Annotated in this window: 21 protein-coding genes and 1 pseudogene; 11 read left to right on the top strand and 11 right to left on the bottom strand. The window is 47.2% G+C overall.

Annotation, left to right across the window (positions count from 1 at the left end; translation table 11 throughout):
• Window positions 1-376: 376 nt before the first annotated feature.
• From tyrS to ACYVGO_RS24690, 3 genes are all read right to left on the bottom strand, one after another.
• Window positions 377-1,678 carry a tyrosine--tRNA ligase gene (gene tyrS / locus ACYVGO_RS24700; RefSeq protein ID WP_460971559.1) on the bottom strand — a complete coding sequence of 434 codons (1,302 nt, stop codon included), beginning with the start codon at window positions 1,676-1,678 and terminating at the stop codon, window positions 377-379.
• Between the two features lie 130 nt (window positions 1,679-1,808).
• Window positions 1,809-3,053, bottom strand: a complete 1,245-nt coding sequence (locus ACYVGO_RS24695; protein WP_460971558.1) for an S-adenosylmethionine:tRNA ribosyltransferase-isomerase — start codon at window positions 3,051-3,053, stop codon at window positions 1,809-1,811.
• Window positions 3,046-3,555 (bottom strand): hypothetical protein, encoded by a 510-nt coding sequence (locus ACYVGO_RS24690; protein ID WP_142772920.1) that lies wholly within the window; start codon window positions 3,553-3,555, stop codon window positions 3,046-3,048. The genes ACYVGO_RS24695 and ACYVGO_RS24690 overlap by 8 nt, the downstream gene beginning before the upstream one ends.
• A 173-nt stretch (window positions 3,556-3,728) precedes the next feature.
• Between ACYVGO_RS24690 and ACYVGO_RS24685 the strand changes: the two genes are divergently transcribed.
• From ACYVGO_RS24685 to ACYVGO_RS24640, 10 genes are all read left to right on the top strand, one after another.
• Window positions 3,729-4,280 (top strand): cob(I)yrinic acid a,c-diamide adenosyltransferase, encoded by a 552-nt coding sequence (locus ACYVGO_RS24685; RefSeq protein WP_460971556.1) that lies wholly within the window; start codon window positions 3,729-3,731, stop codon window positions 4,278-4,280.
• A 158-nt stretch (window positions 4,281-4,438) separates the two neighbouring features.
• Complete coding sequence (locus tag ACYVGO_RS24680) at window positions 4,439-5,509, top strand: branched-chain amino acid aminotransferase (protein ID WP_460971555.1); 1,071 nt, start codon at window positions 4,439-4,441, stop codon at window positions 5,507-5,509.
• A gap of 226 nt (window positions 5,510-5,735) precedes the next feature.
• The gene (locus ACYVGO_RS24675) at window positions 5,736-6,344 is read left to right on the top strand and encodes a hypothetical protein (RefSeq protein ID WP_460971554.1); all 609 of its coding nucleotides are present in this window, start codon (window positions 5,736-5,738) and stop codon (window positions 6,342-6,344) included.
• 52 nt (window positions 6,345-6,396) lie between these two features.
• Complete coding sequence (locus tag ACYVGO_RS24670) at window positions 6,397-7,749, top strand: erythromycin esterase family protein (protein ID WP_460971553.1); 1,353 nt, start codon at window positions 6,397-6,399, stop codon at window positions 7,747-7,749.
• 73 nt (window positions 7,750-7,822) lie between these two features.
• The gene (locus tag ACYVGO_RS24665) at window positions 7,823-8,974 is read left to right on the top strand and encodes a hypothetical protein (protein WP_460971552.1); all 1,152 of its coding nucleotides are present in this window, start codon (window positions 7,823-7,825) and stop codon (window positions 8,972-8,974) included.
• A gap of 11 nt (window positions 8,975-8,985) precedes the next feature.
• Window positions 8,986-9,945: a nitrilase family protein gene (locus tag ACYVGO_RS24660; RefSeq protein ID WP_460971551.1), complete on the top strand. Its 960-nt coding sequence runs from the start codon at window positions 8,986-8,988 to the stop codon at window positions 9,943-9,945.
• A gap of 105 nt (window positions 9,946-10,050) precedes the next feature.
• A complete protein-coding gene (locus ACYVGO_RS24655) occupies window positions 10,051-10,779 on the top strand; it encodes an OmpA family protein (protein ID WP_142772913.1) in 729 nt (242 codons plus the stop codon).
• Window positions 10,780-10,845: 66 nt separating this feature from the next.
• Window positions 10,846-11,604: an oxygenase MpaB family protein gene (locus ACYVGO_RS24650; RefSeq protein WP_142772912.1), complete on the top strand. Its 759-nt coding sequence runs from the start codon at window positions 10,846-10,848 to the stop codon at window positions 11,602-11,604.
• A gap of 73 nt (window positions 11,605-11,677) precedes the next feature.
• Entirely contained in the window at window positions 11,678-13,060 is a 1,383-nt protein-coding gene (locus ACYVGO_RS24645; RefSeq protein WP_460971550.1) for an L-serine ammonia-lyase, read from the top strand.
• Between the two features lie 181 nt (window positions 13,061-13,241).
• Window positions 13,242-14,309 carry an AI-2E family transporter gene (locus ACYVGO_RS24640; RefSeq protein ID WP_142772910.1) on the top strand — a complete coding sequence of 356 codons (1,068 nt, stop codon included), beginning with the start codon at window positions 13,242-13,244 and terminating at the stop codon, window positions 14,307-14,309.
• 88 nt (window positions 14,310-14,397) lie between these two features.
• Here ACYVGO_RS24640 and ACYVGO_RS24635 read toward each other — a convergent pair whose 3' ends face one another.
• The 4 genes and pseudogenes from ACYVGO_RS24635 to ACYVGO_RS24620 all read right to left on the bottom strand — a co-directional run bounded on the left by ACYVGO_RS24635 (window position 14,398) and on the right by ACYVGO_RS24620 (window position 19,831).
• Complete coding sequence (locus tag ACYVGO_RS24635) at window positions 14,398-16,905, bottom strand: PspC domain-containing protein (protein WP_142772909.1); 2,508 nt, start codon at window positions 16,903-16,905, stop codon at window positions 14,398-14,400.
• 35 nt (window positions 16,906-16,940) lie between these two features.
• Window positions 16,941-17,348, bottom strand: a complete 408-nt coding sequence (locus ACYVGO_RS24630; RefSeq protein ID WP_460971549.1) for a PadR family transcriptional regulator — start codon at window positions 17,346-17,348, stop codon at window positions 16,941-16,943.
• Between the two features lie 467 nt (window positions 17,349-17,815).
• Window positions 17,816-19,067, bottom strand: a pseudogene (locus ACYVGO_RS24625) (IS256 family transposase).
• Between the two features lie 32 nt (window positions 19,068-19,099).
• Window positions 19,100-19,831, bottom strand: a complete 732-nt coding sequence (locus tag ACYVGO_RS24620) for an AraC family transcriptional regulator (RefSeq protein WP_460971548.1) — start codon at window positions 19,829-19,831, stop codon at window positions 19,100-19,102.
• Between the two features lie 226 nt (window positions 19,832-20,057).
• On the opposite strand from ACYVGO_RS24620, the gene ACYVGO_RS24615 reads away from it, so the two are divergent.
• On the top strand, window positions 20,058-20,243 hold the full coding sequence (locus ACYVGO_RS24615) for a hypothetical protein (protein WP_168207819.1): 186 nt from the start codon (window positions 20,058-20,060) through the stop codon (window positions 20,241-20,243).
• A 120-nt stretch (window positions 20,244-20,363) separates the two neighbouring features.
• Here the strand turns inward: ACYVGO_RS24615 and ACYVGO_RS24610 are convergent, their stop codons facing one another.
• The 4 genes from ACYVGO_RS24610 to ACYVGO_RS24595 form a co-directional block, all read right to left on the bottom strand.
• Window positions 20,364-22,616: a xanthine dehydrogenase family protein molybdopterin-binding subunit gene (locus tag ACYVGO_RS24610; protein ID WP_460971547.1), complete on the bottom strand. Its 2,253-nt coding sequence runs from the start codon at window positions 22,614-22,616 to the stop codon at window positions 20,364-20,366.
• A gap of 99 nt (window positions 22,617-22,715) precedes the next feature.
• Window positions 22,716-23,171, bottom strand: a complete 456-nt coding sequence (locus ACYVGO_RS24605; RefSeq protein WP_142773472.1) for a (2Fe-2S)-binding protein — start codon at window positions 23,169-23,171, stop codon at window positions 22,716-22,718.
• 59 nt (window positions 23,172-23,230) lie between these two features.
• The gene (locus ACYVGO_RS24600) at window positions 23,231-24,364 is read right to left on the bottom strand and encodes an XdhC family protein (protein WP_460971546.1); all 1,134 of its coding nucleotides are present in this window, start codon (window positions 24,362-24,364) and stop codon (window positions 23,231-23,233) included.
• 462 nt (window positions 24,365-24,826) lie between these two features.
• The gene (locus ACYVGO_RS24595) at window positions 24,827-25,189 is read right to left on the bottom strand and encodes a hypothetical protein (RefSeq protein ID WP_460971544.1); all 363 of its coding nucleotides are present in this window, start codon (window positions 25,187-25,189) and stop codon (window positions 24,827-24,829) included.
• Window positions 25,190-25,287 lie beyond the last annotated feature (98 nt).

Here is a 25,287-nt window from a genome sequence, read left to right as displayed (position 1 = left end):
CCGATTGTCAAGTGAAAGTGAAATTATTTTTTTAAATTAATTTTCAACTTTTTCCTTGTAACTGATTGACAATGAGAGACTTAATTCTTCTTCATCAATCATCCCTGTTGTTTGGGAGTGCAAAGGTACGAGACTTAGTTTGCTTTGTCAAGTAAATCTGAAAATAAATTTTGCAATTGATTCTCAGCGAGTTGCACCTAATGAATTGATTACCAGCCGCTTTCGCGTTTGTTTTCAGCTCATTTCCCTGATTTGGGACTGCAAAGGTAGGGGCTTAAACTAGCTTTGTCAAGGCCTGTTCAGAAAATAAATGGGAGCTCACCAAACATTATTTGGTAAAGCTCCCATCCTCAACCACTTACACAGTAGAAAAATGCTAACTTTTTTTCAGCAAGTGATTTTTCTTGCCTTTCGATACCAGAATATAACGGTCCTGTAGCCACTCTAAGTCAACAGTAGCCGAAGGATCGGCTACCTTTGTTTTGTTGATGCTCACGGCGTTTTGGGTAATTGCACGACGTGCTTCACCCTTTGATGCGTATACTTCTCCCCGACTGGCAACAGATAATAGGTCTGTAATATCTTTACTGCTGGCTAGTTCGTCTGCCGACACTTCCGTTTGAGGAACTCCTTCGAAGATAACATCGAACTCATCAACCTGAATGGAGCGCAGGGTTTCGAGGGTGGCTTTGCCAAACAGCACCTCTGACGCTTTCACCGCTAGGTCATAGCCTGCCTGAGAATGAACACGAATAGTTACCTCTTGAGCGATTGCCTTTTGTAGAATCCGTAAATGAGGAGCCTCATTATGCTGGCGCTCCAGTTCTTCAATTTCCTCGCGCGATAAAAGTGTAAACACTCGAATTAGGCGTGGACAATCAGCGTCGGCTGTATTAAGCCAGAACTGGTAGAATTGATAAGGCGATGTTAGGGCTGGGTCTAGCCAGACATTCCCGCTTTCCGATTTGCCAAATTTGGTGCCGTCTGCCTTCGTTACCAAAGGCGTTGTCAGCGCAAAAGCCTGGTGTTCCTCTGAACGGTCGGCCCCGCCACCTTCTTTACGTCTGATTAGTTCGGTGCCGGTCGTAATATTACCCCATTGGTCAGAACCGCCCATCTGTAATCGGACGCTCTTATTCTTATAAAGCCAGTAAAAATCGTACCCTTGTAATAACTGGTATGAAAACTCTGTGAAGGAAATCCCGGTTTCGAGTCGCTTTTTCACCGAATCCTTGGCCATCATGTAATTGACGGTAATGTGCTTGCCAGCTTCACGAAGAAACCCCAGAAAAGAGATTTCCTTGAACCAGTCGTAGTTATTGACCATTTCAGCAGAATTGGCACCACTGTTGAAATCAAGGAATTTGGTCAACTGTTGCCGGATACCTTCCTGATTGCGCCGTAAGGTCTCTTCGGACAGAAATTCCCGTTCGGCAGCTTTACCGGATGGATCACCAATCATACCGGTAGCACCACCAACCAACGCAAAGGGTTTATGTCCGGCTCGCTGCAAATGCACCAGGAGCATGATAGTGGCAAGGTTACCGATATGAAGCGACGCGGCTGTGGGATCAAATCCAATATAACCGGCAGTCATTTCTTTCAGGAGTTGTTCTTCAGTGCCGGGGGTCATGTCGTTCAACATACCTCGCCAGCGGAGTTCTTCGATAAAATTCATAAGTGGGGAGGAGAGGGAGGAAGGGGAAGAGAGGGAGGAAAGGGAAGACAAAAAACACAACCTGGTGATTTCCCTCTTCTCTCTTTCTTCCCCTTCCTCCCTCTCCTCCTTTTTTCACAAAATTAATAGTTTACGGTAAAAGCAGGGATGAATCGCCATAACTCAGGAAGCGATATTCGTTCTCAAGTGCTTCCTTATATATACGCTTCCAGTCATCGCCAATAAGTGCAGCGATTAATAGAATCAAAGTTGAGCCGGGTTGGTGGAAGTTAGTGACGATTCCTTTGCACAGTTTAAACTGGTATCCAGGCGTAATATATATACCTGTATGCGCTACAATCGACTCCTGATTTGTAGAAATAAGATAATCTAAAACAGCGTTTAATGACTCTTCAATGCCTGGGTGTTGAGGAGGGAGCAATTGATAAGCAAAGTGTTGATCTAGCCGGAACGGATTAGATTCCTTGTATAACAATTTAGCTCCTATCCAATATAAGCTCTCCAGAGCCCGCATAGAAGTTGTACCAACAGCTATGATGCTATCTATATGGGCAAGCAGATTGCGCACGTTTTCCTGTGTATACACAACCTGTTCAGTATGCATATGGTGTTGTCGAACATCCTCCGTTTTAATCGGCTGGAACGTTCCGGCACCAACATGCAGCGTCAGATAATCGTGGTCGAGTCCTCGTTGTGCAAGTGCCTCAAACACGGCAGGGGTGAAATGGAGTCCGGCGGTTGGAGCCGCCACCGCTCCCTCCTGCTTTGAATAGACGGTTTGGTACGTCTCCCGATCAATGTCAGTAGCTTCCCGCTTAAGATAAGGCGGTAATGGAATTTGGCCTGCGAACTGAATTAGTTGGGCAAAGCTCAGGGTGGCCGGTTCCCAGCTTAACTGAACCGTAGATTGATCATAGTCAAACCAGCTTACTGTAAGGATAACCTCTCCTTCTGGCGTGAACAGGGTCGTTTTAAGTGTTTCGTCAGGTTTCCAGCGTTTGCGGTTACCAATCATCCCCTGCCAAACAGATGAACCCGTAGCTTCCATTGCCAGACTAATGGGTTGACTTTCTATATCCGACTTGTCCAAATCAGGGCTGGTTGACACAGGGTTCAACAAAAACAACTCAATGACCGCGCCCGTTGGTTTTGTAAAATGCAGTCGCGCGGGGATAACCTTCGTGTTATTGAAAACCAGGAAACTGTTTGCAGGTAGCAACTCAGGTAACTGGGTAAAGTGCTCGTGACGAATCTGTCCGTTTTTATAGACAAGCAATTTGGATGCATCACGCTCAGGTAATGGAAATCGGGCAATACGCTCGTCGGGCAGATCGTACTGAAACTGGCTCAATAACAGTTCATTTTTTTTAGTCATCGTCACCGGGTTTCATGAACAAACGAATCGGTAACCATGCCAGCACGCCAATAAGGATAGCTGTACTTAGGGGTAATAACCAGGCATACTCAATAGCTCGAATCGGTCGGTCAGACCGGTTCAGGAACGAAAGCACTAATAACCCTAAGCCTAATATCGTATTAATAGAAGCAATCAACAAGCTAAACCATTCCTTAAAAATACGGTCGAGTTTGGGACGGTGAGCAGCCCAGACCTCGTGGTTGGGAATCAGGAGCTGGGCTGTAGGAACGCGCAGAAAAAGTCGGGAAACAGCTTTAACCAGCGTGTTGTTGATCAGAAAAATAGCGATAGCAATGTAAAAAATAGCCTCGCGGTTAACGGTTTGAATCGGATGGTTTAGCTCATCGAAGCGAACCGCTACCTCATCGGGATACGAAATATAACTACTAAACAACGCTAAAATGAATCCGACAATGGACATGATACGCCACACGCGGACGAAAAAAGTACCTGCTTTCATTAATACTAATGAGTGATTGAGTGATTAAGTGATTAAGTAAATAGCTCTAATCGTCCAAAATCACTTTATGAGATTTATAACTGGCTTTTTCAAATCAGGGCGCAAAGGTACGGCTCGATCGGGGGAAATCCGTTAGCTTAGCCATTTGTTGAGCATTTTGGTTTAGCTATATCATGAAAATTTACACAAAAACAGGTGATAAAGGCCAAACAGCGTTGATTGGCGGGCGTCGGGTAAGCAAGGCAGATTTACGAATTGATGCTTACGGAACAGTTGATGAGCTGAATTCCTGGATTGGTCTGGTTCGCGACCAACCCGTAAATGATAACCGGAAAGAGTTGTTGAAAGAAATTCAGGATCGTTTGTTCACGGTTGGTGCTGAGCTTGCCACGGATCCAGAAAAGGCTCCCAAGCGGGCAATACCAATTATTATTCCAGATGATGTATTCCAACTTGAGCAGGCAATGGATGCCATGGATGCCGAATTGCCCGATTTACGGGCTTTTGTTTTACCCGGTGGCAATCAGGCCGTTTCGTTCTGCCACCTAGCCCGAACGGTTTGCCGCCGGGCCGAACGATTAGTCATTTCTTTACTGGAGGAATCTCCCGTAGATGAGTTGGTGATCCAGTATCTGAATCGACTGTCCGATTATCTGTTTGTGCTCAGCCGAAAAATGGCACAGGAATTGACTGCTGAAGAAGTAGCCTGGAAGCCTAGAAACTAATTTTCGTGGTGTTATAGATACGCCATATTTCCAAAATATGGCGTATCTATAACACCACGAAAAAAAAAGTTGTCTTGACAACTAAACTTACTCAATCTAATTTTTTAGCTTTGCCGCAGCCTGACCATCAGCAGGCTAACTCATTAACCACAGCTGTTATGACGACGGACGTATTGCAAATTGAACTGCGGAAAGCGGAACGCTCCCGCCTTCAAGAGGTAGATTTTAATCATCTGCCTTTCGGAAAACATTTCTCGGACCACATGTTTGTGGCCGATTTCGTAGATGGTGAGTGGCAAAATCAAATGATTGTGCCGTTCGACAACTTCACCCTAAGCCCCGCTCTGTCGTCGCTGCATTATGGCCAGTCTATTTTTGAAGGCATGAAAGCGTTCAAGAATGAGGCCGGTGACGTGTTGATGTTCCGTCCACTTGCCAACTTCGAGCGTATGAACGAGTCAGCCAAGCGGATGTGCATGGCTACGCTGCCCGAAGAGGTATTCATGGGTGGACTGGAAGCGTTGCTTCGTATAGATGCGGATTGGGTGCCCAATACACCTGATAGCTCGCTCTATATCCGTCCCTACATGTTTGCCACTGATACGTACCTGGGTGTAGCTCCTTCAAAAACGTACCGTTTCTGCATTTTCACCTGCCCGGTTGGAGCCTATTATTCTAATCCTCCAAAATTGAAAGTTGAAACCGAGTTCATTCGCTCGGCTCCGGGTGGTGTGGGCTATGCCAAATGTGCTGGTAACTACGGTGGCTCGCTCTATCCAACGTTGATGGCCCAGCAACAAGGATATGACCAGTTGATCTGGACTGATGCCCGCGAGCACAAATACATTGAGGAATCAGGTACGATGAACATCATTTTTATCATTGATGGCAAGATGGTGACTCCAGCCACATCGGATTCAATTCTGAAAGGTGTTACCCGCGATTCGATCCTGAAAATTGCCCGCAGTTGGGGCATGGAAGTCGAAGAACGATTAGTTTCTATCGATGAAGTGATTAGCGGTATCGAAACGAGTCGGTTAACGGAAGCTTTCGGCGCCGGTACAGCGGTTGGTTCATCGCCCTACTCACTCATTGGCTATAACGGAAAAGATTATATGCTACCTGAGTTCGCTCCCGAAGATTCCGTTGCGGTTCGGGTAAGAAATTACTTAGGCGATCTGCGCACGGGTAAACTGACCGATACGTTTGGCTGGATGCACCGGGTATAGTTAAACAACTATACTATCTATACTATACACATGTACAAACGCTCTGGCCAAACGGTCAGGGCGTTTGTATTTAATAGCCATAGCTCGTTCAAACATGTATCTATTGGGAGGTATCAAACCTATAAATAAAATTTAACATAGGTTTAATTGGCCTTTTTCAATTATAGTAGTTATTGGGGCAACTTTTCTTCTTCCTCTTATTTATCTACATCATTACATTTTTGTCATGAAAGCGACCAAGCTATTCCTCTTCCTACTCAGTATTGGCCTTTTGTTTAATTCCTGTAAAAAGGACGACGCTCAACCTGTGCAAATTGCGAATGTACTTACGGGTGGCGATTTTGAAACATCTCCTTACTCGACCTGGAGGACGGATGTTAACAAAAATAATACGACTAGACCCACCAGTTACACAGTTGATTACTCAACCGAAGCAGCCTCATCACCCACTCATTCGATAAAGGTTAGTTGCAATGCGGCTCCGAGTGACTCTACCTATCAACTTTTTCAGCAGTTTTTTTATACGTCTTCTACGCCTATTCCTACTGGCGCCAAGTTGACGTTAAAGGCAAAAATTAAGACCGTTAATATGCAGGGTGAAGGCATTTCTATGGCTATGGGGGGCAATAAGGGAGTCAACGATAATTATGCATCTGCTTTTTTTACAGAAAGCCGAGGGAAAGTATCTATTACGGGAACCAATGATTTCAAAGAATATACCATAACCTTTGATTCATTCCCTGCTAATACCTACAGCTTCTATGTGCTATTCTTTTTCTTACCAAAAACTACGGGTACCGCTTATTACGATGATGTGTCCTTATCGGTGAATTAAGAAACTGCAAACGTTGATAGCCATCAGGCAGATTTCACTCCCTTATTCGGTTATGCTAAGGCCCTACCCTGCTTTTCGTCTTTTGTTCTATCTTGGATCCAGCCTGTTTGTGGCAAGTTGCAAAAAGGCTGACCCTGACCCACTGGCAGACTTATCTTCTGATAAAATCGCTGTTGTTCAGGATTTTAACAAAGTTATTCTGCCGCTACAGGATGCTGCCCCCACGCATGATTTTGCTGAATTAGCACCGCTTGATACCGTTCTGGCAAAAGCGCAGGTAGTGGGTATGGGCGAAGGCACCCATGGTACACGCGAGTTCTTTCGAATGAAAGACCGACTGTTTCGCTATCTGGTTCAAAAACACGGCCATCAGACCATCGCTTTTGAAGCTAATTTCGGGCGTGCAGTGATTGTAAACCGGTTTATTCATGGCCAAAGTACGGGGCTGGCTTCAGCAGCCATGGCCGCCAAAAGTATGTATTTCTGGACGTGGTCGACTGACGAAGTACGGGAGTTACTCCAGTGGATGAAAGACTACAATATTGGTAAATCGGCTGACAAACAACTATCGTTCTACGGGTTTGATTGCCAGTATGCTGATGATGAATTTCCATTGCTTACCGAGTTTCTAGCTAAAGTCGACCCAGCTTCTATACCACGAGTTGATTCGTTAGCCAGTCAATTGGCACTCCTCGGTCAAGCTTCAGTAACGGATCAACTCCGGCAACAGTATGCAAAACAGTTGACCACGTTATCTAATCTTTTTATCTCGAATGAAAGTCAATGGGTTGCTTTAGGGGGGCGACAGGAGTACGAAATTGCCAGACAAGCCGCTCGCGTTCTCTTTCAGCAACAGGATTTAGGCGATGCAAGCTCCTGCAATTATAGTGTCAAACGAGATCGGTACATGGCTGAGAATGTTCAATGGATGTTAACGAGGGCGAACATTGGCAAACTAAGCTTATGGGCCCACAACTATCATATTGCCAATATTCCTTATGCGTCCTGTAACTTTCCATCAATGGGCGCTATCCTGAAAGAACAATTGACCAATAAGTACCTGATGGTGGGTCAATTGCTTACGAATGGTTCGTTTACCGTAGTTGATGCCTCTCAGAGCAGTCGTAATTTAAAGACCTTATCAGTTCGTACTGAAGGGGTAAATAATTCATTTAACTATTTACTTGGAAAAGGGCAATACGCCAACTTTGCCTTGAATCTTCACGATGCCCGGTTAAGCTCTACCTTAACAGCTTGGCTGAGTGCCAAGCACCCTCTCTTCGAAGTCGGTGCCCTTTTTGATGAAAGTAAACCCGAGCAATATTATAGCATAACGGCATTGACAGGACGTTACGATCTATTGATTCATTTTCGGGACACTACACCTACACAGCTACTTCCCTAAAAAACTTCTGTAGAGAAACGCTCTAAACTGGTTTATGCTTCTATTCACTTTTTGTTTTCCAATACCGACTACTATGAAGCCGCTCAACCTATTACTTTTTACCTTATTACTAGTTACAGTAAAAGCGCACGGGCAAATTACTGTTTATCAGGACGAAAAAGGTCAAATTTTCACAACTAGCGATGCGTATGCGGCCAGGCAAACCACGGCTACAGCCTCCTACAACAAGGTAACTTTTTTGGGAAGTCCGTTTTTCACCTTTCCTGTCTGGCAGGAAGGTAAAGTTCAACTGGATCAATCAGGCAAGGAACTGGATTGCCAACTGGCTTACAACCTAGTCACAAGTGACGTGTTGTGTCGGTTTGCAGGAGATTCGGCTGTGAAAGTCATTACCCCCGAACGATTTACCATTAATAATACGACCTTCGTCCGGCTACAGAATAGTATAGCCGGGTTAGCCTATCGAACGTATTTTTCAATCGTGCATACGGGGCCAACCAAGCTTTGGATGAGCTTAAACAATCAGATAGAGCCCAGGAACGGCGCCGAAGAAATTAAGACGCGTTATTATAAGGATTTAAATATTCAGGGTATCTATCGCACCAAAACGAAGTATTATATCCAGAAAGGGGAAGGTGAACCCAGGCTCGTCAACCTATCCAAAAAACTGCTTCTGGATGCCTTTGCCGACCAGGCAGCAGCACTTGAACCAAAAATACCTTCCCGCCAACTTACACCGAACGATATTATCGACGTCATCAATGTCTATGATTCGCTGACAGTTGCAGAACGAAAAAACCTGGCTCATTTAAGTAAGGAAGAACTGTTCAAACGAACGCTTCAAGCTAAAATTAAGTACCCAGGCTGGGTTGGGAAACAGGGAATATATGGGCGTGTGTACGCAGGATTTGACGTTGATTCGCAGGGGGCAATCAAAAATGTGGTGATTCTAAGCCCCGATAATGTTGGCTTCGGCTTTACGTCGGAGGTAATAAAAGCACTGGAAATGCTCGCCACCGTCGATCCGGCTTTTAACGGTAAATACGCATTGCCAGTTGCTTTCACGTATGCCAATACAAAGGAAAAGTCGGGTGCACATGTTCCAATCAATCGTTTACCTGATGATCGACTCGGTGGACGCCAGCTACTGGAAGAAGTTGTTGTACCTTACGTTGTTACAACCCCGATCACGACGAGTAGAGAAGTTTGGGGATATTATAAATAGCTAGATACCGGATGAACAATCTTAAAATCTCAACGGCTCAATTTGAAAATAGAAGTGGCGATAAAGCGTATAACCTTTCAGTTATCGATACCATTTCGCGAAAAGCAGCCGAGCAAGGGTCGAACGTAGTGGCCTTTCATGAGTGCTCGATTACGGGTTACACGTTTGCCCGACATCTGTCAAAAGAACAGATGCTGGACCTGGCAGAGTTTATTCCAGATGGGCCGAGCATTGCCAGATTGATCGAAATAGCTCGAGCCTATGGCATTGCCGTTCTAGCTGGTCTTTTTGAGAAAGACGAAGACGACAATTTATTTAAGGCATATGTGTGCGTCGATAGAAATGGGTTGGTTGCCAAATACCGTAAACTGCATCCCTTTATAAATCCCCACCTGACCCCAGGTAATGCGTATTGTGTCTTTGACCTCTACGGCTGGACATGTGGCATTTTAATTTGCTACGATAATAACGTCATCGAAAATGTACGCGCTACCCGGCTTTTGGGTGCTAATGTAATTTTCATGCCCCACGTAACCATGTGCACCCCCTCTACCCGACCGGGAGCTGGTTTTGTCGATCCGAAGCTTTGGGAGAACCGGGAATCTGATCCAACTTCATTACGGCTCGAATTTGAGGGAATGAAAGGCCGAGACTGGCTCATGAAGTGGCTTCCGGCAAGGGCCTACGACAACGGAATTTATGCCGTTTTCTCAAACCCAATCGGCATGGATGATGACCAGTTGAAAAATGGATGCTCAATGATTATTGACCCATTTGGCGATGTTTTAGCCGAATGTCGAACACTGGGCGACGATTTTGTAACAGCTACCCTAACGCCAGAAAAACTGACACAGGCAGGAGGCCATCGGTATATCAAAGCAAGGCGACCAGAACTTTACCGAGATATTATTGGTCAGGCTCACCAGTCTGAACAAAAGGTTGTCTGGTTAACAGAGAAATCATCGATTTAGCACTTACTAAATTCCAGAGCCTGTTCAGTTAGCCTCCTGTTTTGGTACGAGATTTGCCAACCATCATTTATATGGTATTTTCTCAAGCCCCGATCCAGTAAGCTAATGACTATAGTTCGTTATCTGTGGCTGTGCTGCTTACCCCTTTTTTGCGTTGGTCAGCCGTCAACCCTTGTTAAATCACAGAAAACACTGTTTACCATCTCAGCGGTAGACGATAAGACATCGGCAGAGGTAGCTGCACAATTCACGATTCAGGCAAAGCAGGCCAACAAGAAATTCGTAGGTAAGAGCCAGCCAGACGGCAAACCGTTTGCCTTTGTGTTGACTCGTACTGACACGTTAAATGTAATAGCCAGTGCACCCGGTTACTACGAAGCCGAAGAGTTAATGGTTGTTTCCTGCGACACCTGTACCGATTATGGCTATGTTGTCCGGCTCGAAAAAGAAGACCCAAAGGCCGACAGTATATTCCGAAATTTGCAGGTTAATCAGGCATTCCGGCTCGACAATGTGTATTTTGATCAAAGCAGTTATGTGTTACGCCCGGAGTCGTATCCTCAGTTGAACAAGCTCATAAAAACGTTGACCACAACGCCCAATCTGGTCATCGAAATAGCAGGTCATACTGACAATGTTGGCGATAAGCGACTGAACAAGGCCCTATCCGAGAACCGGGCTAAAATAATTACTAATTACCTCGTCCGTAACGGCATCGCGGAAAAACGGCTGCATCACAACGGCTATGGCGATGCTAAGCCAGCTGCTCCAAACGATTCAGAAGAAAACAAACGAAAGAACCGACGCGTTGAATTCGTTGTATTAGCGATGTAAGATTTGTCTGGGTACTATCAGGACTTAACAATACCCAGACTACTTCTGACCATTTTCTGATCATCAATGACAACCTATTTCGTTAAACCTGGCTCCATCGTTCGCGAGATTTGGGGGAATGCCGATGTTATTCTGTTAGTCTTTGCCGGATCGGCGGCTGAGTTCGCCCTCAACCGGGCCGTTGACTGGCTTTTTTATACCGGCAAATTACCCGCCGATCCTATTGGTCGCCTGTTTTCTACCGTTCGTTACGCACAGGAAATCGTTTTTCTGCCGGATGACAAAGCACGGCAAGCCGTTGCCCGGATGGGGGCCATTCATGTGGGTATTGAGCAAAAGCGAGGGTATCAAATTCCAGACTGGGCCTACCGGGATGTGCTCTACATGCTCATCGACTACTCCGAACGAGCCTATGAAACGCTGAAGCGGCCACTCACCAACCCAGAACGGGAAGAATTATTTACGACGTTTCAGGAAGTTGGCCGAGGTATGGGCGTACCCAATTTACCAACTACCTACACTGATTGGCGCATTGATCGGGATGTTCACTTGAGCCGAGATTTGGTTCATAGTGAGTTTACGGATAAATTGTTCCGGCGATATCAGGAAGCACTGGGGAACTGGCGATACGATTTACTTCGGCAAGTGCAGGGCATACTCGTACCAAAACAGGTAAGCGAGTTGCTGGATCTTCCTAAAAAACCGCTCCTTACCTATTCAATTGGTTTATATAGCGTATTGAATGCCATTGGACTTCGATCGGTTGTTCAACGGGTACTGCTTCCAACCGAGTATTTGGATCAGATTCGGGGTTTGGACAAGTGATTTAATTAATTGATGGATCGATGGCGCAAGGCTCCAGCCTTACGCCATCAGCCTGCAAACCTTCTTCATCAACATGCCAACAACCCCTATTACAACCTCAGTCTTTGATCTGTTTAAGGTCGGACCGGGGCCGTCGAGTTCGCATACAATTGGCCCAATGAAAGCCGCGTTCGATTTTCGGCAACGGCTAGCTCATTTACCAACCGATGTTCATCAACAGGCTGACTCTGTCCATGTTCATCTCTATGGCTCATTGAGCGCCACGGGCAAAGGGCACGGTACCGATCGGGCGGTAGTGGCTGGATTATTAGGCTGGCAGCCCGAAACCACAGACCCCGTTGCTTTACTAAAACTATTGCGCGATCCATCAATAACGTACGCTGTTCCTGTTGGAGACCACGTTATTGAGGTTGGGCCTCAGCATATTCATTTCGAACGCGTCCGATACGACTCTCCTTACCATAATACGATGGTATTACGGCTCGCGGCCGACAATCAAACCCTGTTTTCAGAAGAATACTATTCTATTGGGGGTGGATTCATCATACGAAAAGGTGAGCCAGAAGTAGCGCCCGGCAGTCTATCGGTCCCCTACCCCTATGCAACAATGGCTGAGTTGAAAACCCATCTCAAAACCGACAACATATCGCTGGAGGAGTTGTTGATGGCAAACGAAATGGCTTTAACCGGCCGAAGTCGCGCCGAAATCAATCAACGACTGGATCAGATTCTGGATTTCATGCATAAGGCTGTTCGGCGGGGGCTTAAACACAAGGGTATACTACCAGGCTCTATCAAACTGAGTCGTAAAGCCCCTATTCTGTTCCAGCAGGCGAAAGGAATGAGCCAGTCGTCAGACAGCTTCCTGATTTTCCTAAATGCTTATTGTTTGGCGGCTTCGGAAGAAAATGCCGCCGGAGGCATTGTTGTCACGGCTCCAACATCAGGTGCTTCGGGTGTGATTCCTGGGTTGACTTACCTGGCCAAACACCACTTCCATTACGATCGGGCAACGTTGCGGGCGGGCATGTTTGCCGCTGCGGCCATTGGTTTTTTAGTGAAACATAATGCCAGTATCTCCGGTGCCGAAATGGGCTGCATGGGCGAAATTGGCACTGCTTCAGCCATGGGAGCGGCTTTCCTGACGCGCTGCGCCCAACCCTCAGGCGACATTGGCCCCATAGAAGCTGCTGCTGAAATCGGTATTGAGCATCACCTCGGTATGACCTGCGATCCCATTGGCGGTTACGTCCAGATTCCGTGTATCGAACGCAATGCAATGGGTGCTGTGAAAGCCTACAACGCTTTTCTACTGGCAACTTCGGGGGCAGCTTCGTTCCAGAAAATCTCGCTCGATGCGGTTATCAAAGTCATGAAAGCCACCGGGCGCGATATGTCTACAAAATACAAAGAAACATCAGAAGCTGGATTGGCTTTGAGTGCAACAGAATGTTAAAAAAGGAGGAGGGGGAGAAAAGGGACGAGAAGGAGGAAAGGAAAAATGAGGACACTTGCTGCCTTTTTTTACCTTCCTCCCTCTCGTCCCTTTTCTCCCCTTCCTCCTTTTTTAAAACATTTCAGGCTGTTTAATGCGTTTTTAATAAAATGTGTACATTAACAGTGCATTGATTTGACTTATGACCAATATTTATACGCCCCAGCAACAACGCGTATTATTAATAACAAGCCTGATCGTGATTGCAGGCTTTATTTTATTTGGCCTGAGTGGCTACATATCGGCCTTTCTGGGTGCAGGCATTCTGTACGTGGTCTTCCGTCCGTGGTTTACAGCGCTTGCTATCAAACGAAACTGGAATCGCTCGCTGGTCACCTCGCTTCTAATTGTGTTTTCGGTGGTTGTTATTATAATGCCTTTTTTGACATTGAGTTTACTGCTCATCGACCGGATTCAATACTATTCTCAGCACACCGAAGATATTCTGAATTTAGTCAAAAAAGCAGAAGAACTTACCGGCTATAAGATTACCAGTCAGCAAAACATCCAGGCTGTTTTACGGCAGGGTGGTTCCTATGCGAGTAAACTTCTTCCCTCACTGGCAGGGGGAGCACTGGATTTCATTGTCATACTGGGCCTTATGTTGTTTACCTTGTATTTCATGTTTGTGCAGCAGGAGAGCTTTCAAAAAGGGCTTCAGAAATACCTACCCTTTAAACGGGATACTCAAAAGGAACTAGGCGAATCGCTCAAAAACAATGTCAATGCCAATGTACTAGGACAGGCACTGGTTAGTTTGGTTCAGGGTGTATTAACCGGGCTAACGCTGTGGATTTTTGGTGTACCTGATTCGCTATTCTGGGGAACGGTTGCCTTTTTCATGGCCTTCATTCCTGTACTCGGTACGCCCCTTGTTTGGGGACCCGCCGGACTGATTCAACTTTCGCAGGGCAATACGGGACAGGGAGCAGGGATTCTCATCGTTGGCGTAATCGTGATCATCAATATCGATAATCTACTCCGCATTATGCTAGCCAAACGCATGGGCGATATTCACCCGCTCGTTACGCTGGCAGGTATTGTTTTGGGCGTACCAATTTTCGGCATTCTTGGCCTGGTAGTTGGCCCTTTACTCCTCTCCTACTTCATCGTGCTCATTAAGGTTTTCGAACGCGAAAACAAAAAGCAGGAGAAAGAAGTGGCTTTGGCAGAAGAGAAGGTGGAAGAAGCCGCCGAAAAACGTAAATGAATAATGGATAATGTAGAATGGGTAATGAGTCAGAATCTTCTTTGCTCATTATCCATTCTACATTATCCATTATTCATTCTCAACTAATTTACTGCCGCGTAACTTTACTAGCACCAGAGGTTTCAGATTCGATTGAACCAACGTGCCCAAAGTTAGCGTGACTGGCTCCACTGGCATCCACAGAGGCTTTGGTTACGTCCATGTTAGTTGCTTCAATTTTGCTGGCTCCACTGAGGTCAGCTTCCAGTTGGTTTGCATGGCCACGCAGTACGGCATTCGACGCACCCGATAATTCGAGGTTAAGTTTCTCAACCGATCCGTCGAAGACGGTCCGGCAGGCACCGCTCATGTCGATGTTCAAACTCTTGAAATTTCCGAATTCGACCAGACTAGCTTTTGATGCGCCTGAAAGTTTCAATTCCTCAATAGACGGAACTGTAATTGTAAGGCCAATCCGTTTTCGGTTGCTCCAATCGAACAAGCCGTTTCGGTCAACGGATACTTCCAGTTTGTTGCCTGTCACCTTCACGTTCACATCGTCCAGGTCCTTCTCACGTCCGTCGGCCACCACTTTGTAAGTTGTTCCTTTCCGGAAACGGACTACAAACGCGCCACCAATATCTACTTTCGAGAAATCGCTGACGTTAAATTGACGGGTATGATCGCCGATATGATCGAAGTCATCCCCTAATTCGCTGGCAACGGCACTCTGTACGTCATCGGTGAGGTCAGTAACGTCGTTGTCTTCACTATCATCATCCTGGTCTTTCTCACGTGGGTAGTTGATACAAACCAACCCATCGTCTTTCGTGAATTTCCAGATGCTGGACGCCATCCGATCAAACTCTTTCTCACCAAATTCATTCCGGATAAAGCGGGCGAAATCACGGGTCATTCGAAACGGCTTTTCATAAGGAACCAGCAAGTCAATATCCAGATCTTGTCCCCGGAAACGAGCATTGGGAGCCAGTTCCAGGGTTTCATTGAAACGTACGGTCGAATCTTTAATCGTGTACGCATACTTAATCTGGCGAGCATTAGTCTGTGCGTCGGCCCGGCTGCGTCCCTGTGACCTGAAATACTGCACCAGGTTTATACTTGTGCCATCGTAACCTTTTACATCAATTGAGGGACGCCAGTTATCGTCATTTTCCACCTCATTCATGGCGAAGGTTGGAATAGCCGCTGGTACATTCAGCACTTTCGTTTCTTCAACCGTTCCCCGACGTTGGAAACTCGAGATCAGTGGCGTGGCTGTTCCGGCGAAAACCACCAGACTAACCAACCAAACGCCAGCCAATGTTAAAGAAGTACGGCTGCTTAATACGCTCTTCATGGTAATTAGCATAATACCCAGAATAGCTAAACCAAACGCAGGGATCAGGCCCACTAAAACACCAGCCAGCACCATGGGTGCAGAAATATCGTGACGAAACATTTCGATCGGGAAATCGCTACCCGTGAATGCGTTACCTGTTCCGATACCAATTGCAGCTCCCAGAAATGCCAGGCAAACAATCATCCCGGCAAAGGCCAGAATTAACATTATTACCCCGGCAAAAACCCGAATCAACGACACAACTCCATTTAACAACGGCCCAAGTGCGCTACCCAGCCCACCAATAATGGTAGCAATAGCCCGAAACGGGAACAGCAGTAGGCGTGTTAATGTGCTTTCATTGTGGACGGTTTCGTTGATATTCAGGTTCTGCTTAATGCTATGTTCAATGTTAGAAAGCGTAATGGGTTGCCCCTGCATCTCCATTTTTTCGGTAAGTGTATTGGCCTGGGGCGCAATCATCCACAGCACAACGTAGAGCAGGAACCCAACGCCAAAGAACACAATACCCAGTACAAACAATAGCCGGATAATACCCGTATCAACCCCAAAATAAGCAGCAATACCCGATGCAACGCCCCCCAGCACTTTGTCTTCGGGATTACGGAAAAACTTTTTTACCGTTTTGTCATCCTCAATCGTAGTAACACCAGGAAGTGCAATCCACATGGCAATGTAGATAATGAACGTAAAGCTTGATACGCCAGCCCCAAATTCGTGTCCTAATGGCGGCATTGCCAGAAAGAGAACCAGGAAAATAAGCCGTATCCATACCACATCCACATTGAAGTAATGAGCTAATCCGGCACATACACCGCCCAGGGTTTTCCGGCGCACGTCACGCACGAGTCGGCGCGGTTCATGTGATGTGTTAGGGGCGTTTGGCAGGGTGCCTGGAACAGGGTTTGATGCGCCCGTACTCCGTGCGCCCTGCCCCGTACCCGATGCAGAATTACGGCCACCGGTGGTCACTAAAACTTCTTCCTCCTCTACGGCCTCAAAGTCGGCTATGGTGCCCATTGCGGCAATGAGTTCGTTGACATCTTCAAGTGAAACAGCCTGTTTGTCGGCCGATTTCAATTTAGCCAGCAATTTTTCAGCGATTCGATTTTCGATATCTGTTACAATTTCCTGACTGTCTTCGTAGGTCGAAAAGTACTGTTGTACGGTTGTCAGGTAATTTTTCAGTTTGTCGTAGCCATCCTCTTCTATATGAAAGATGACGCCACTAATATTTATGCTTATGGTCTTTTTCATTGCAGTCCGACGATTCGGTTTTAGAAAAGAATAGGTTAAGCGTTGGTTGGAGGAATGGTTGGATCTGGCGATGGTGAAACAGACACGGCGCCATTTGTGAGTTTTTTGTGTTGCTCAATCTTCCCGACAATCGCATTAACGGACTCAGCAAGTTCCTGCCAGGTTTCGTTCAGGGCTTCTAAGGAATTGCGACCAAGATCGGTCAGAATATAGTATTTACGTGGTGGCCCGGATGTAGACTCTACCCATTTATAATCGAGCAAACCGGCATTTTTCAAACGAGTTAGCAGGGGGTACAAAGTACCTTCCACAACCATGATTCGGGCAGAGGTCAGCTCGTCGAGCATATCGGAGGCATAGATTTCGCCCCGCGATATGATGTGCAAGATGCAGAACTCCAGAATGCCCTTCCGCATTTGCACCTGAGCGTTTTCAATATTCATTGGAATAGACTGGTTTCGTGAATTTCATATCCCAAAGGTACAAAAAGGTACTATGCGATGCAAGGTACCTGTTATTTTTTGCCTTAAATCTGTTATTAGTGGCAAAATTTGGGGATGAATGGAAATTTTGTGGGCCACGATAGTAAATGCGACACCACGATACTAAATGCGACACTTTCGTGAATTCACTATATAGCAGTTAAAGACTACTGTCTAGAAGTAGGATCGACGTTTAAATATTGATATGGACAAAAGTCGCTGACTTGTAGACAGTTGCCAAGGTAAAACTGGTCTTTTGCGAAAAAAGATAAGAGTGAACACGTTCGAACCAGACAGCTCATGAAAGACTAAAGCTCATGACTAATGCATGAGATTCAATTATTTGTGAAGTACCGGTATAGACAAGTCTCTTAACAGTTAAAGCCAATGGAATGTCGGGAGTGATCGGTGAACTGTGTCAGCAGGCTTTATTCGAAGCGATGTGATTTAATTCGTTCTTCAAAGATAATGCTGAACTGATTGATTACCTCTTTCCAATTGTAGGTCGTTGTTTCCCGTTTGATCTGCAAATTCTGGATAACCAAATAGACTAACTTTTGTAAAGCTACATCCGAGGAAAAGGCACCCTTCGTCTTGGTTACTTTACGCAACTGACGATGATAGCCTTCCACCGTATTGGTGCCGGGCGGCCGGTGCCGTGTACATCACTTTGCGGATGGCGGGTGGGTAATCGAAAAACGGCGACAGCAATTCCCACTTTTCCACCCAAGATTGGATCGCTTTGGGATAAGCTGAACCCCATTTTCCTGTACCAGTACCAGTTTTTCTAGGCCTTGCTCCCGGTTGGGAGCTTGGTAAACGGTCTTCAGGTCATTAGCTAAGTCTTTTAATAACTTGTCGGGCACGAACCGAAAACTGTTCTGGAGTTGATGAACAATGCACAACTGCACTGCTGTGGTCGGGAAAACGCTGGCAATGGCGGTATCGAAACCTTTCAAACCATTCACACAGGTAATCAACAGATCATCTACCCCCCGTTGTTTTAGATCGGTTAGTACCGACAGCCAAAACTTAGCCGACCGCACGGGCGGCCCCGTCACTTTCAGCCGTATAGATGCCTAGAACCTGCTTTTTTTCTGATAAACTCAGTCCGATCACACTGTAGAGTACACGCGTGACCACTTTGCCATCATGACGCACCTTATAATAAATACCGTCGAGCCACACCAGCCTGTAGAGGCTTTCCAATGGCCGGTTCTGCCATTCCCGCATGGCTGGAATAACCTTATCCGTGATAGCCGTTAACTCGCTGTCTGACAGCGAATAGCCGTACATCTCCAATAAATGTTGGCTAATATCAGCATAGCTGTTGCCCACACTGTAGAGGGAAAGTACCTTTTGTTCAAGCTGGGGCGTAAGTACGACCTGTCGCTTGGGCACGATTTGAGGCTGGTAGCTCCCGGTACGATCTCGTGGAGTCTGCAACTCTAAAGGGCCAGCGCTACTTTTGACCTGCTTAGTGGTTTTGCCGTTCCGAGGGTTCTGCTCAGGGAGTCGGGTTTGTGCCAAATGGCCATCCATTTCCCCTTCCAATGCGGACTCTAAAAAGTGTTTGAGCAAAGGGGCGAATAGGCCGTTTTCACCCGTCAAGGGTTTGCCTTCGTAAAGGCCTTTGATAGCGGCCTGTTTGAAGGCCTCGAAATCGAACTCATTAGTCATGATAGTGAAATTAAGAGTTTTTACCCCTTTATTCACCTGTGACACAGTTTAGCGAGCAGTCTCGGTTTACCCGTCACCTCACGAACGGAGCGGTTCAGATGATTGACGTGGACCGACAACCGATCTGCATATTCCTGGGCTGATCGGAGGGCTAACGGCCGCTGTGGGCTTTCGATGGGAAATTGTCGTTCCAGCAGTTCCAGAAACAACGATGCAATGCGGGAAGACGCATTTATGGGTTTAAAGAAATTATCAGCAGGCTGTAATTCTATGGCCTCGTGGATGATCAGATTGATACAATCCCGAATCAATTCGCCTTTAAAGAGGTAATCCGTATCCTGGTCGGCGAGCATCTTCTGAAAAATAGTCGTCAGAAAGTCTTTTTGCTCGTTCGTCAGCGAATAAACCGGGCTGCCGCCAATTTTAAATAAAGGGGATTGCTGAAGACTCTCCGAACGATCATGGGTGGTTAAAAACTCCTCGGTAAACAGGCAGGCATAGCCTTGCTGCTGGCCAGAAAGGGCTTCGGCGGAGTACGGGATATGCGGATTCGCAAATAGCAGTGAGGTCCCTTCTATTTCAATTCCCCGGTCGGCATAATGAATCCTGTTTTGGCCGGTTACTAAACAGATCTTATAAAAGTCTCGTCGGCTATAAACAGGCATAGGACTAACTGCCGTGTCTATTTCATAAACCTTGAATCCTTTGAGCCGTAAATCAACCGTATTAAATTCGCTAACCGGTGAAACGAGTTGACTATCCATGGCAAAAAATTAACTAAATCAAACAATTCCGCAGAGGTTAGATAGGTACAGAAAGCATACCTATTGAATGGATAATCAGCGCTGATCGAATCAAGAGAATTTATAGAAACTGAATTGAAAGACTACTAGTATACAGCCAGTTGCAAAAGCATACGTTCCGAACAAACGTTTCGGTTTGCAGTTGAACTAATTGACATGTACGTCTTAAAGTCGACACGCTATGAAAATGAAGCTCGTATTAAAACTACTCACAGTCTCTTTACTAATTGGTGGTCTACTTGCCTGCAATTCGACCGACAAATCGACCAGTCAGTCACCAACCGATACGTCGGCCAGCGTGACCAAATCAGATACGGTAATAAATACTGAGTCGGTTATGGAACACCCCAATCCACCAAAACCGGCTAAGTAGTCAGAAAGGCTAACGTTGGTACCGACAAGGAGATACTAGTATGCCACTTATCTGACCTAAACGCAGAAAGCCGGAATTGATCTACTCAGCTCCGGCTTTCTGCGTTCTAGTTAACTATCCTTAAATCCGCTTGTCAAGCTCAGGCTTAAAGGGCTGATTGTAAAAACGCTTCCCCTTGTTTTTGTACAACGCGTTGGCCACTGCGCCAAACACTGGTGGGAAAGGCGGTTCGCCTAAGCCCGTTGGATCGAGGTCATTTTCCACGAAGTGAACCTCAATCTTTTGTGGGGCCTCGTTATGCCGGATGAGCCGGTAGTTATGAAAATTGCTTTGATCGGCAGCCCCGTTTTTGTGCGTCAGAGCACCGTAAAACGCATTCCCGATTCCGTCGACTACCGCGCCCTGCACCATGTTCCGGGCCGCATCGGGATTTACCACAATACCGCAGTCCATCGCACTAAATACGCGTTCTACATACGGTTCCCCATCCCGGGTAACCATGTCGACCACGTGGGCTGCGTAGGAGTTATGGCAGAAATAAGCCGCGACGCCACGATTGTATTTCTCGTTACCCGGCTTATTCCAGCCCGACTTGTCGCGTACGAGCGTGAGTACACTCGCATATCGGTCGGCATCATACTCATTGTTTTTGCCAACGGGAGCCGTCTTTGCCTTTTTTAACAGGTCAAGTCTGAACTCAATGGGGTCTTTGCCCATAGCCTCGGCCACTTCGTCCAGGAAGGATTGCTCGGCGGCTGCATTGAAGTTGGAGCGCGGAGCGCGGAAGGCACCAATGGTTATATTGGACGGAATCTCCCAGCCTTCAGCCAGGTAGTTATCCACGGCTCCGGCCGGGAAACGATTGGCATGAATGGCATGTTCCGGTATGCCGCCCCCTTTCACGTGGAAGGCAATCAGATTCTTGTTGGCATCCAGAGCCGCCCGATACGTAGCCGTGTACATGGGCCGATAGATGCCATAGGTCATGTCATCTTCGCGGGTGTAGATCAGTTTGATGGGGGCTTTGGCATGTTTGGAGATCAGAGCCGCTTCATACATATATTGACTATACGCCCGACGACCAAAGCCCCCGCCCATCCGCGTCATCTGAATCTCAATCTTGTCGGCAGGCAGGTTTAACAGTTTCGAGAGCGTGGGTTCGGCCCAACCCGGTGCCTGCAGAGGTCCGGCTACTACCGCTTTTTCATCCGTTACATGGGCGAAGAAATTCATCGGCTCCATGGTGTTGTGGGCTAAAAAGGGCGCATTGTAGGTGCGTTCGATGACCTGAGCTGCATTTTTGAAGGCCGTTTCTGGGTCGCCGTCTTTCCGTAATTGTTGCGCGGGCTTTTTGGCCCATTCTGCCATTTTTTCAAGCTGGGAAGCGGTACTTTCCAACTCACCGGGAACCGCCACTTCCCGTTTGCCGCCCCGGCCCATCATGGTATCCTTAGTGTCACCGATGGGTTCCCATTGCACTTTCAGCTTCTTACGGGCATTCATGACCTCCCAGGTGGATTTTCCCACCACGACCAGCAACTCATTGAAGGTACGGGTGTCGAAACCGCCCTGCTCGAAACCATCCGGGTACAGTTTTAGGGTGAACACATCCTTGATACCCGGCATTTTAATGGTTTGCGAGGCATCGAACGATTTAAGTTTCATCCCGAACCCAGGCGGATGCTGAATCATAGCGATCAACATCCCATCTGCCCGATAGTCCAATCCGAAAAGGGGCTTGCCGGTAACTATTTTTTTCCCTTCAACATTCTTCTTGGAATTTCTGACAATGGTAAAGTCTTGGGGGGCTTTCAGCTTCATGCCTTTGGGCACAGCCAACGTAGCGGCTTTACCGGCCATTTCGCCATACTTGGCCGACTTCCCGCTCGCGTGATGCAATACGCCCGCTTTGGTCGTCACTTCGCCGACGGGCACGCTCCATGTCTGAGCGGCTGCTTCGCACAACATCTGGCGAGCGGCTGCCCCGGCTTCCCGGAGTGGTTTCCAGTACATGCGAACCGAGTTACTGCCTCCCGTAAACTGGGGACCTAATTTGGCGTTGTCGTGCGGTCCCATTTCAACCACCACGTTTTTCCAGTCGGCATCCAGTTCTTCGGCCACCATCATCGGCAGCGACGTCATCACGTTCTGCCCAAACTCCGGGTTAGGGCATATGAGTTTGATAACGTTATCGGGGGTAATCTGTATATAACCGTTCAGTTGCGCCCATTGCTCGGGTACATTCAGCGCCTGTAGTTTATCGGCCGCTTTCGCGTTGGATAGCCAGCTCACACTGAGTAGCATGCCACCACCTGACAGCAGCGAAGCCTTTAAGAAAGAACGCCTGGTAACGGATGTTTTATTTGTAGTCATGTCATTAAGGGATATGAATAATGGATCGCACGGGCGGCCGCGGATGCATAATGGATAATGGCTGATAATCATTGTGCATTATCCATCATGCATTAGGCATTATTTTTTAGATGCTGATTTGATAGCCTCTTTGATGCGTAAATACGTTCCACACCGGCAGATATTGCCACTCATGGCCGCATCGATGTCGGCATCGGTGGGCTTCGGGTTAGTCTTTAGCAAGGAAGCCGCGCTCATCATTTGCCCCGACTGGCAATAGCCACACTGCGCCACATCGTGTTCCAGCCACGCTTTTTGCACCGGATGGTCGCCATTCGCCGACAGCCCTTCGATGGTGGTGATGGCTTCTTTGCCTACGGCCGAAACGGGTAGTTGGCAGGAACGTACTGCTGTTCCGTTTAAATGAACCGTGCAGGCTCCGCACTGGGCAATGCCGCAGCCGTATTTGGTGCCGGGCATATCCAGGTGATCGCGTAGCACCCAAAGCATGGGCGTGGCTGGATCGACGTCCAGCTGCCTGATTTTACCGTTGATTTTTAAGCTATATTTTGCCACAGTGGTAAGAGATAAAGGGTTTAAATTGAACTAGTATCGGTCGATTCGTATAATCGCGATTAGGCTAAAAACTGTTCCTCTTCAAGCGATATCCGCTCATGAATCGGTCCGGTTCGGTCAGTTAAAAATCCGCCGTTCCGCTGGCTGAAAAAGGCTTTGATTTCACTTAAAATGGACAGTGCGATCTCATCGGGGGTTTCGGCTCCCAGGTCTAAGCCAATGGGTGAATGCACCCGCTTCAGCACTGATGGGGCAAAAGACGGGCCCGTTTTATCCCACTGGTTCTTCATTTTATCATAGCGTTTCCGCGGACCAAGTACGCCAATGTAGGGAACTTGGGTCGATAGCAAGTTGGTCAGCACCGCCAGGTCGTACTTGTAGTTGTGCGACATCAGGATCGCAGCTGTCCGATCCGTGAAGACAAGTTTATCGGTCACTGCATCGGCATCGGCATAGAGCAGGCAGGTTGCCTCCGGAAAGCGTTTGGGTGCCAGGTGGGCAATGCAATCTTCGGTCACCGTAACCCGCCAGCCGATTTCGGTAGCTAGCCGGGTGAGCGGAATCGTATCGTAACCCGCCCCGAAAATAACCAGCTCAATACCCGGATCCAGGCGCTCGATAAACACGTCGACGAAACCACCGACAACCGGTATAATTGACGTCAACGGCTTGCCGACCTCCATGACCAGTTCCATATCCTGCCGAAGCCAGCCTGGAATCTGATCCGTTGGTTGCCCCGTGAGCACAAAGCGACTCCCCTCCCATATGCCTGTTCCACTTGTGCTACGGCAAACGGTGGCGATAACGCGCCGGTCACGAAGCAAACTAAATTCGCGCAACAAGGCAATCGGGTTGGTTGAATCGGCGGGATCGATAGGCTCAATAAATACGTCGATGATGCCATTGCAACCCAGGCCAACCCCCAGGCTATTGGCGTCATCATCCATGGTATCGTAGCGCACGACCATGGGCTTGCCATCGAGCATGACCTGGCGGGCTTTGCGCAGGGCATCCCCTTCCAGACAGCCACCACTGATGGCTCCTTCCCAGCGGCCATCGTCACTCACCAGCATCCGGGCACCGGGCCGTCGGTAGGCCGACCCTTCTACATAAACGACCGTTGCCAATGCCACTTTACGCTGAGCATGGTCAATCTGATCATAAATGGCCAGTATACGGTTAATTTCTTTCATGCCCTTATGCTCCGTTGAGATGGTAGCCAGCAACGCTCGAAAACAAGATCTGAGCGGGCCGCCATCCGCTAATTGAACTCGATAGTATCCGAACAAATGTCTCGTTTATACGCCTACCGATTGGTATACAGATTACGGATATTACTACCAATATTACTGATTTAACCGAGCCAAATCACCCTGAATTTCTGTTAAACCTACCTTAGACGGTAGTAGATATTAGCTGAGAAAAACCCAGGAAAAGTTCCACTTAAGCAAGATAATACACTATTTCCAGATGCAGGAAAATTTTCAGACAAACGACCGGCAAACACCGCCAAACAACCAAAAAGAGCAACCAGTGCAGTTGGTCGTAAAAATCGGTCGTTGATCTGATTGGCGAACTGGTGCCCTATATACCGCTAAACCAGCCTGGCTAAAATCCAGGCTAAACGAGACAAGAAATTCAACTTACGGTCAGCCTCAATTGTCCTGCAAAAACCTTTTTCGACGTTCATTGTATAGGTCAAGCGCCTGATCACCAACGATTTTAGTGAGTTTCAAATCATATTTCAATGCATCCTCTCTGTTTCCGTCGAAGGTTATCGCCATAACTTCAAAAAAGAGTTCATTTTCAACCCAGGCTGATGTTTTATCTAGGTCAATTGCCTGACTAAGCACAGCCATGAAAATTTCTCTGGTACGATCCCTGTCCCGAGTTATGAGTAATAGTTCAGCAATCAGTTCAATGCAGTTACCGTAGGATATACGCTTACCGGGTAGCCTGGCTCTGGCCCATTCATAGGCTAATTCCAGAATTAGCTCTTTATAGTCCTCTGAATTCATATCAGCTGATCTGGCTTCAAGTGCTGAAATTAATTTAGCTCGTTCGACCTATTAGGATCATTGGCTAGGCACAACTGCCCGGTTTTAGCTGGGCTCGT

Source organism: Spirosoma migulaei (genome assembly GCF_054776855.1).
Note: the sequence above shows the minus strand (reverse complement) of the source record. Positions and strands in the feature narration are given on the sequence as shown.

Excerpts from the sequence above, each read along its gene's own strand:
- ACYVGO_RS24620 (WP_460971548.1), bottom strand. The coding sequence starts at position 19,831 with ATGGATAGTCAACTCGTTTCACCGGTTAGCGAATTTAATACGGTTGAT.
- ACYVGO_RS24655 (WP_142772913.1), top strand. The coding sequence starts at position 10,051 with ATGACTATAGTTCGTTATCTGTGGCTGTGCTGCTTACCCCTTTTTTGC.
- ACYVGO_RS24640 (WP_142772910.1), top strand. The coding sequence starts at position 13,242 with ATGACCAATATTTATACGCCCCAGCAACAACGCGTATTATTAATAACA.
- ACYVGO_RS24670 (WP_460971553.1), top strand. The coding sequence starts at position 6,397 with ATGCTAAGGCCCTACCCTGCTTTTCGTCTTTTGTTCTATCTTGGATCC.
- ACYVGO_RS24645 (WP_460971550.1), top strand. The coding sequence starts at position 11,678 with ATGCCAACAACCCCTATTACAACCTCAGTCTTTGATCTGTTTAAGGTC.
- ACYVGO_RS24685 (WP_460971556.1), top strand. The coding sequence starts at position 3,729 with ATGAAAATTTACACAAAAACAGGTGATAAAGGCCAAACAGCGTTGATT.
- ACYVGO_RS24675 (WP_460971554.1), top strand. The coding sequence starts at position 5,736 with ATGAAAGCGACCAAGCTATTCCTCTTCCTACTCAGTATTGGCCTTTTG.
- tyrS (WP_460971559.1), bottom strand. The coding sequence starts at position 1,678 with ATGAATTTTATCGAAGAACTCCGCTGGCGAGGTATGTTGAACGACATG.
- ACYVGO_RS24595 (WP_460971544.1), bottom strand. The coding sequence starts at position 25,189 with ATGAATTCAGAGGACTATAAAGAGCTAATTCTGGAATTAGCCTATGAA.
- ACYVGO_RS24615 (WP_168207819.1), top strand. The coding sequence starts at position 20,058 with ATGAAGCTCGTATTAAAACTACTCACAGTCTCTTTACTAATTGGTGGT.
- ACYVGO_RS24600 (WP_460971546.1), bottom strand. The coding sequence starts at position 24,364 with ATGAAAGAAATTAACCGTATACTGGCCATTTATGATCAGATTGACCAT.
- ACYVGO_RS24650 (WP_142772912.1), top strand. The coding sequence starts at position 10,846 with ATGACAACCTATTTCGTTAAACCTGGCTCCATCGTTCGCGAGATTTGG.
- ACYVGO_RS24660 (WP_460971551.1), top strand. The coding sequence starts at position 8,986 with ATGAACAATCTTAAAATCTCAACGGCTCAATTTGAAAATAGAAGTGGC.
- ACYVGO_RS24610 (WP_460971547.1), bottom strand. The coding sequence starts at position 22,616 with ATGACTACAAATAAAACATCCGTTACCAGGCGTTCTTTCTTAAAGGCT.
- ACYVGO_RS24630 (WP_460971549.1), bottom strand. The coding sequence starts at position 17,348 with ATGAATATTGAAAACGCTCAGGTGCAAATGCGGAAGGGCATTCTGGAG.
- ACYVGO_RS24695 (WP_460971558.1), bottom strand. The coding sequence starts at position 3,053 with ATGACTAAAAAAAATGAACTGTTATTGAGCCAGTTTCAGTACGATCTG.
- ACYVGO_RS24635 (WP_142772909.1), bottom strand. The coding sequence starts at position 16,905 with ATGAAAAAGACCATAAGCATAAATATTAGTGGCGTCATCTTTCATATA.
- ACYVGO_RS24665 (WP_460971552.1), top strand. The coding sequence starts at position 7,823 with ATGAAGCCGCTCAACCTATTACTTTTTACCTTATTACTAGTTACAGTA.
- ACYVGO_RS24690 (WP_142772920.1), bottom strand. The coding sequence starts at position 3,555 with ATGAAAGCAGGTACTTTTTTCGTCCGCGTGTGGCGTATCATGTCCATT.
- ACYVGO_RS24680 (WP_460971555.1), top strand. The coding sequence starts at position 4,439 with ATGACGACGGACGTATTGCAAATTGAACTGCGGAAAGCGGAACGCTCC.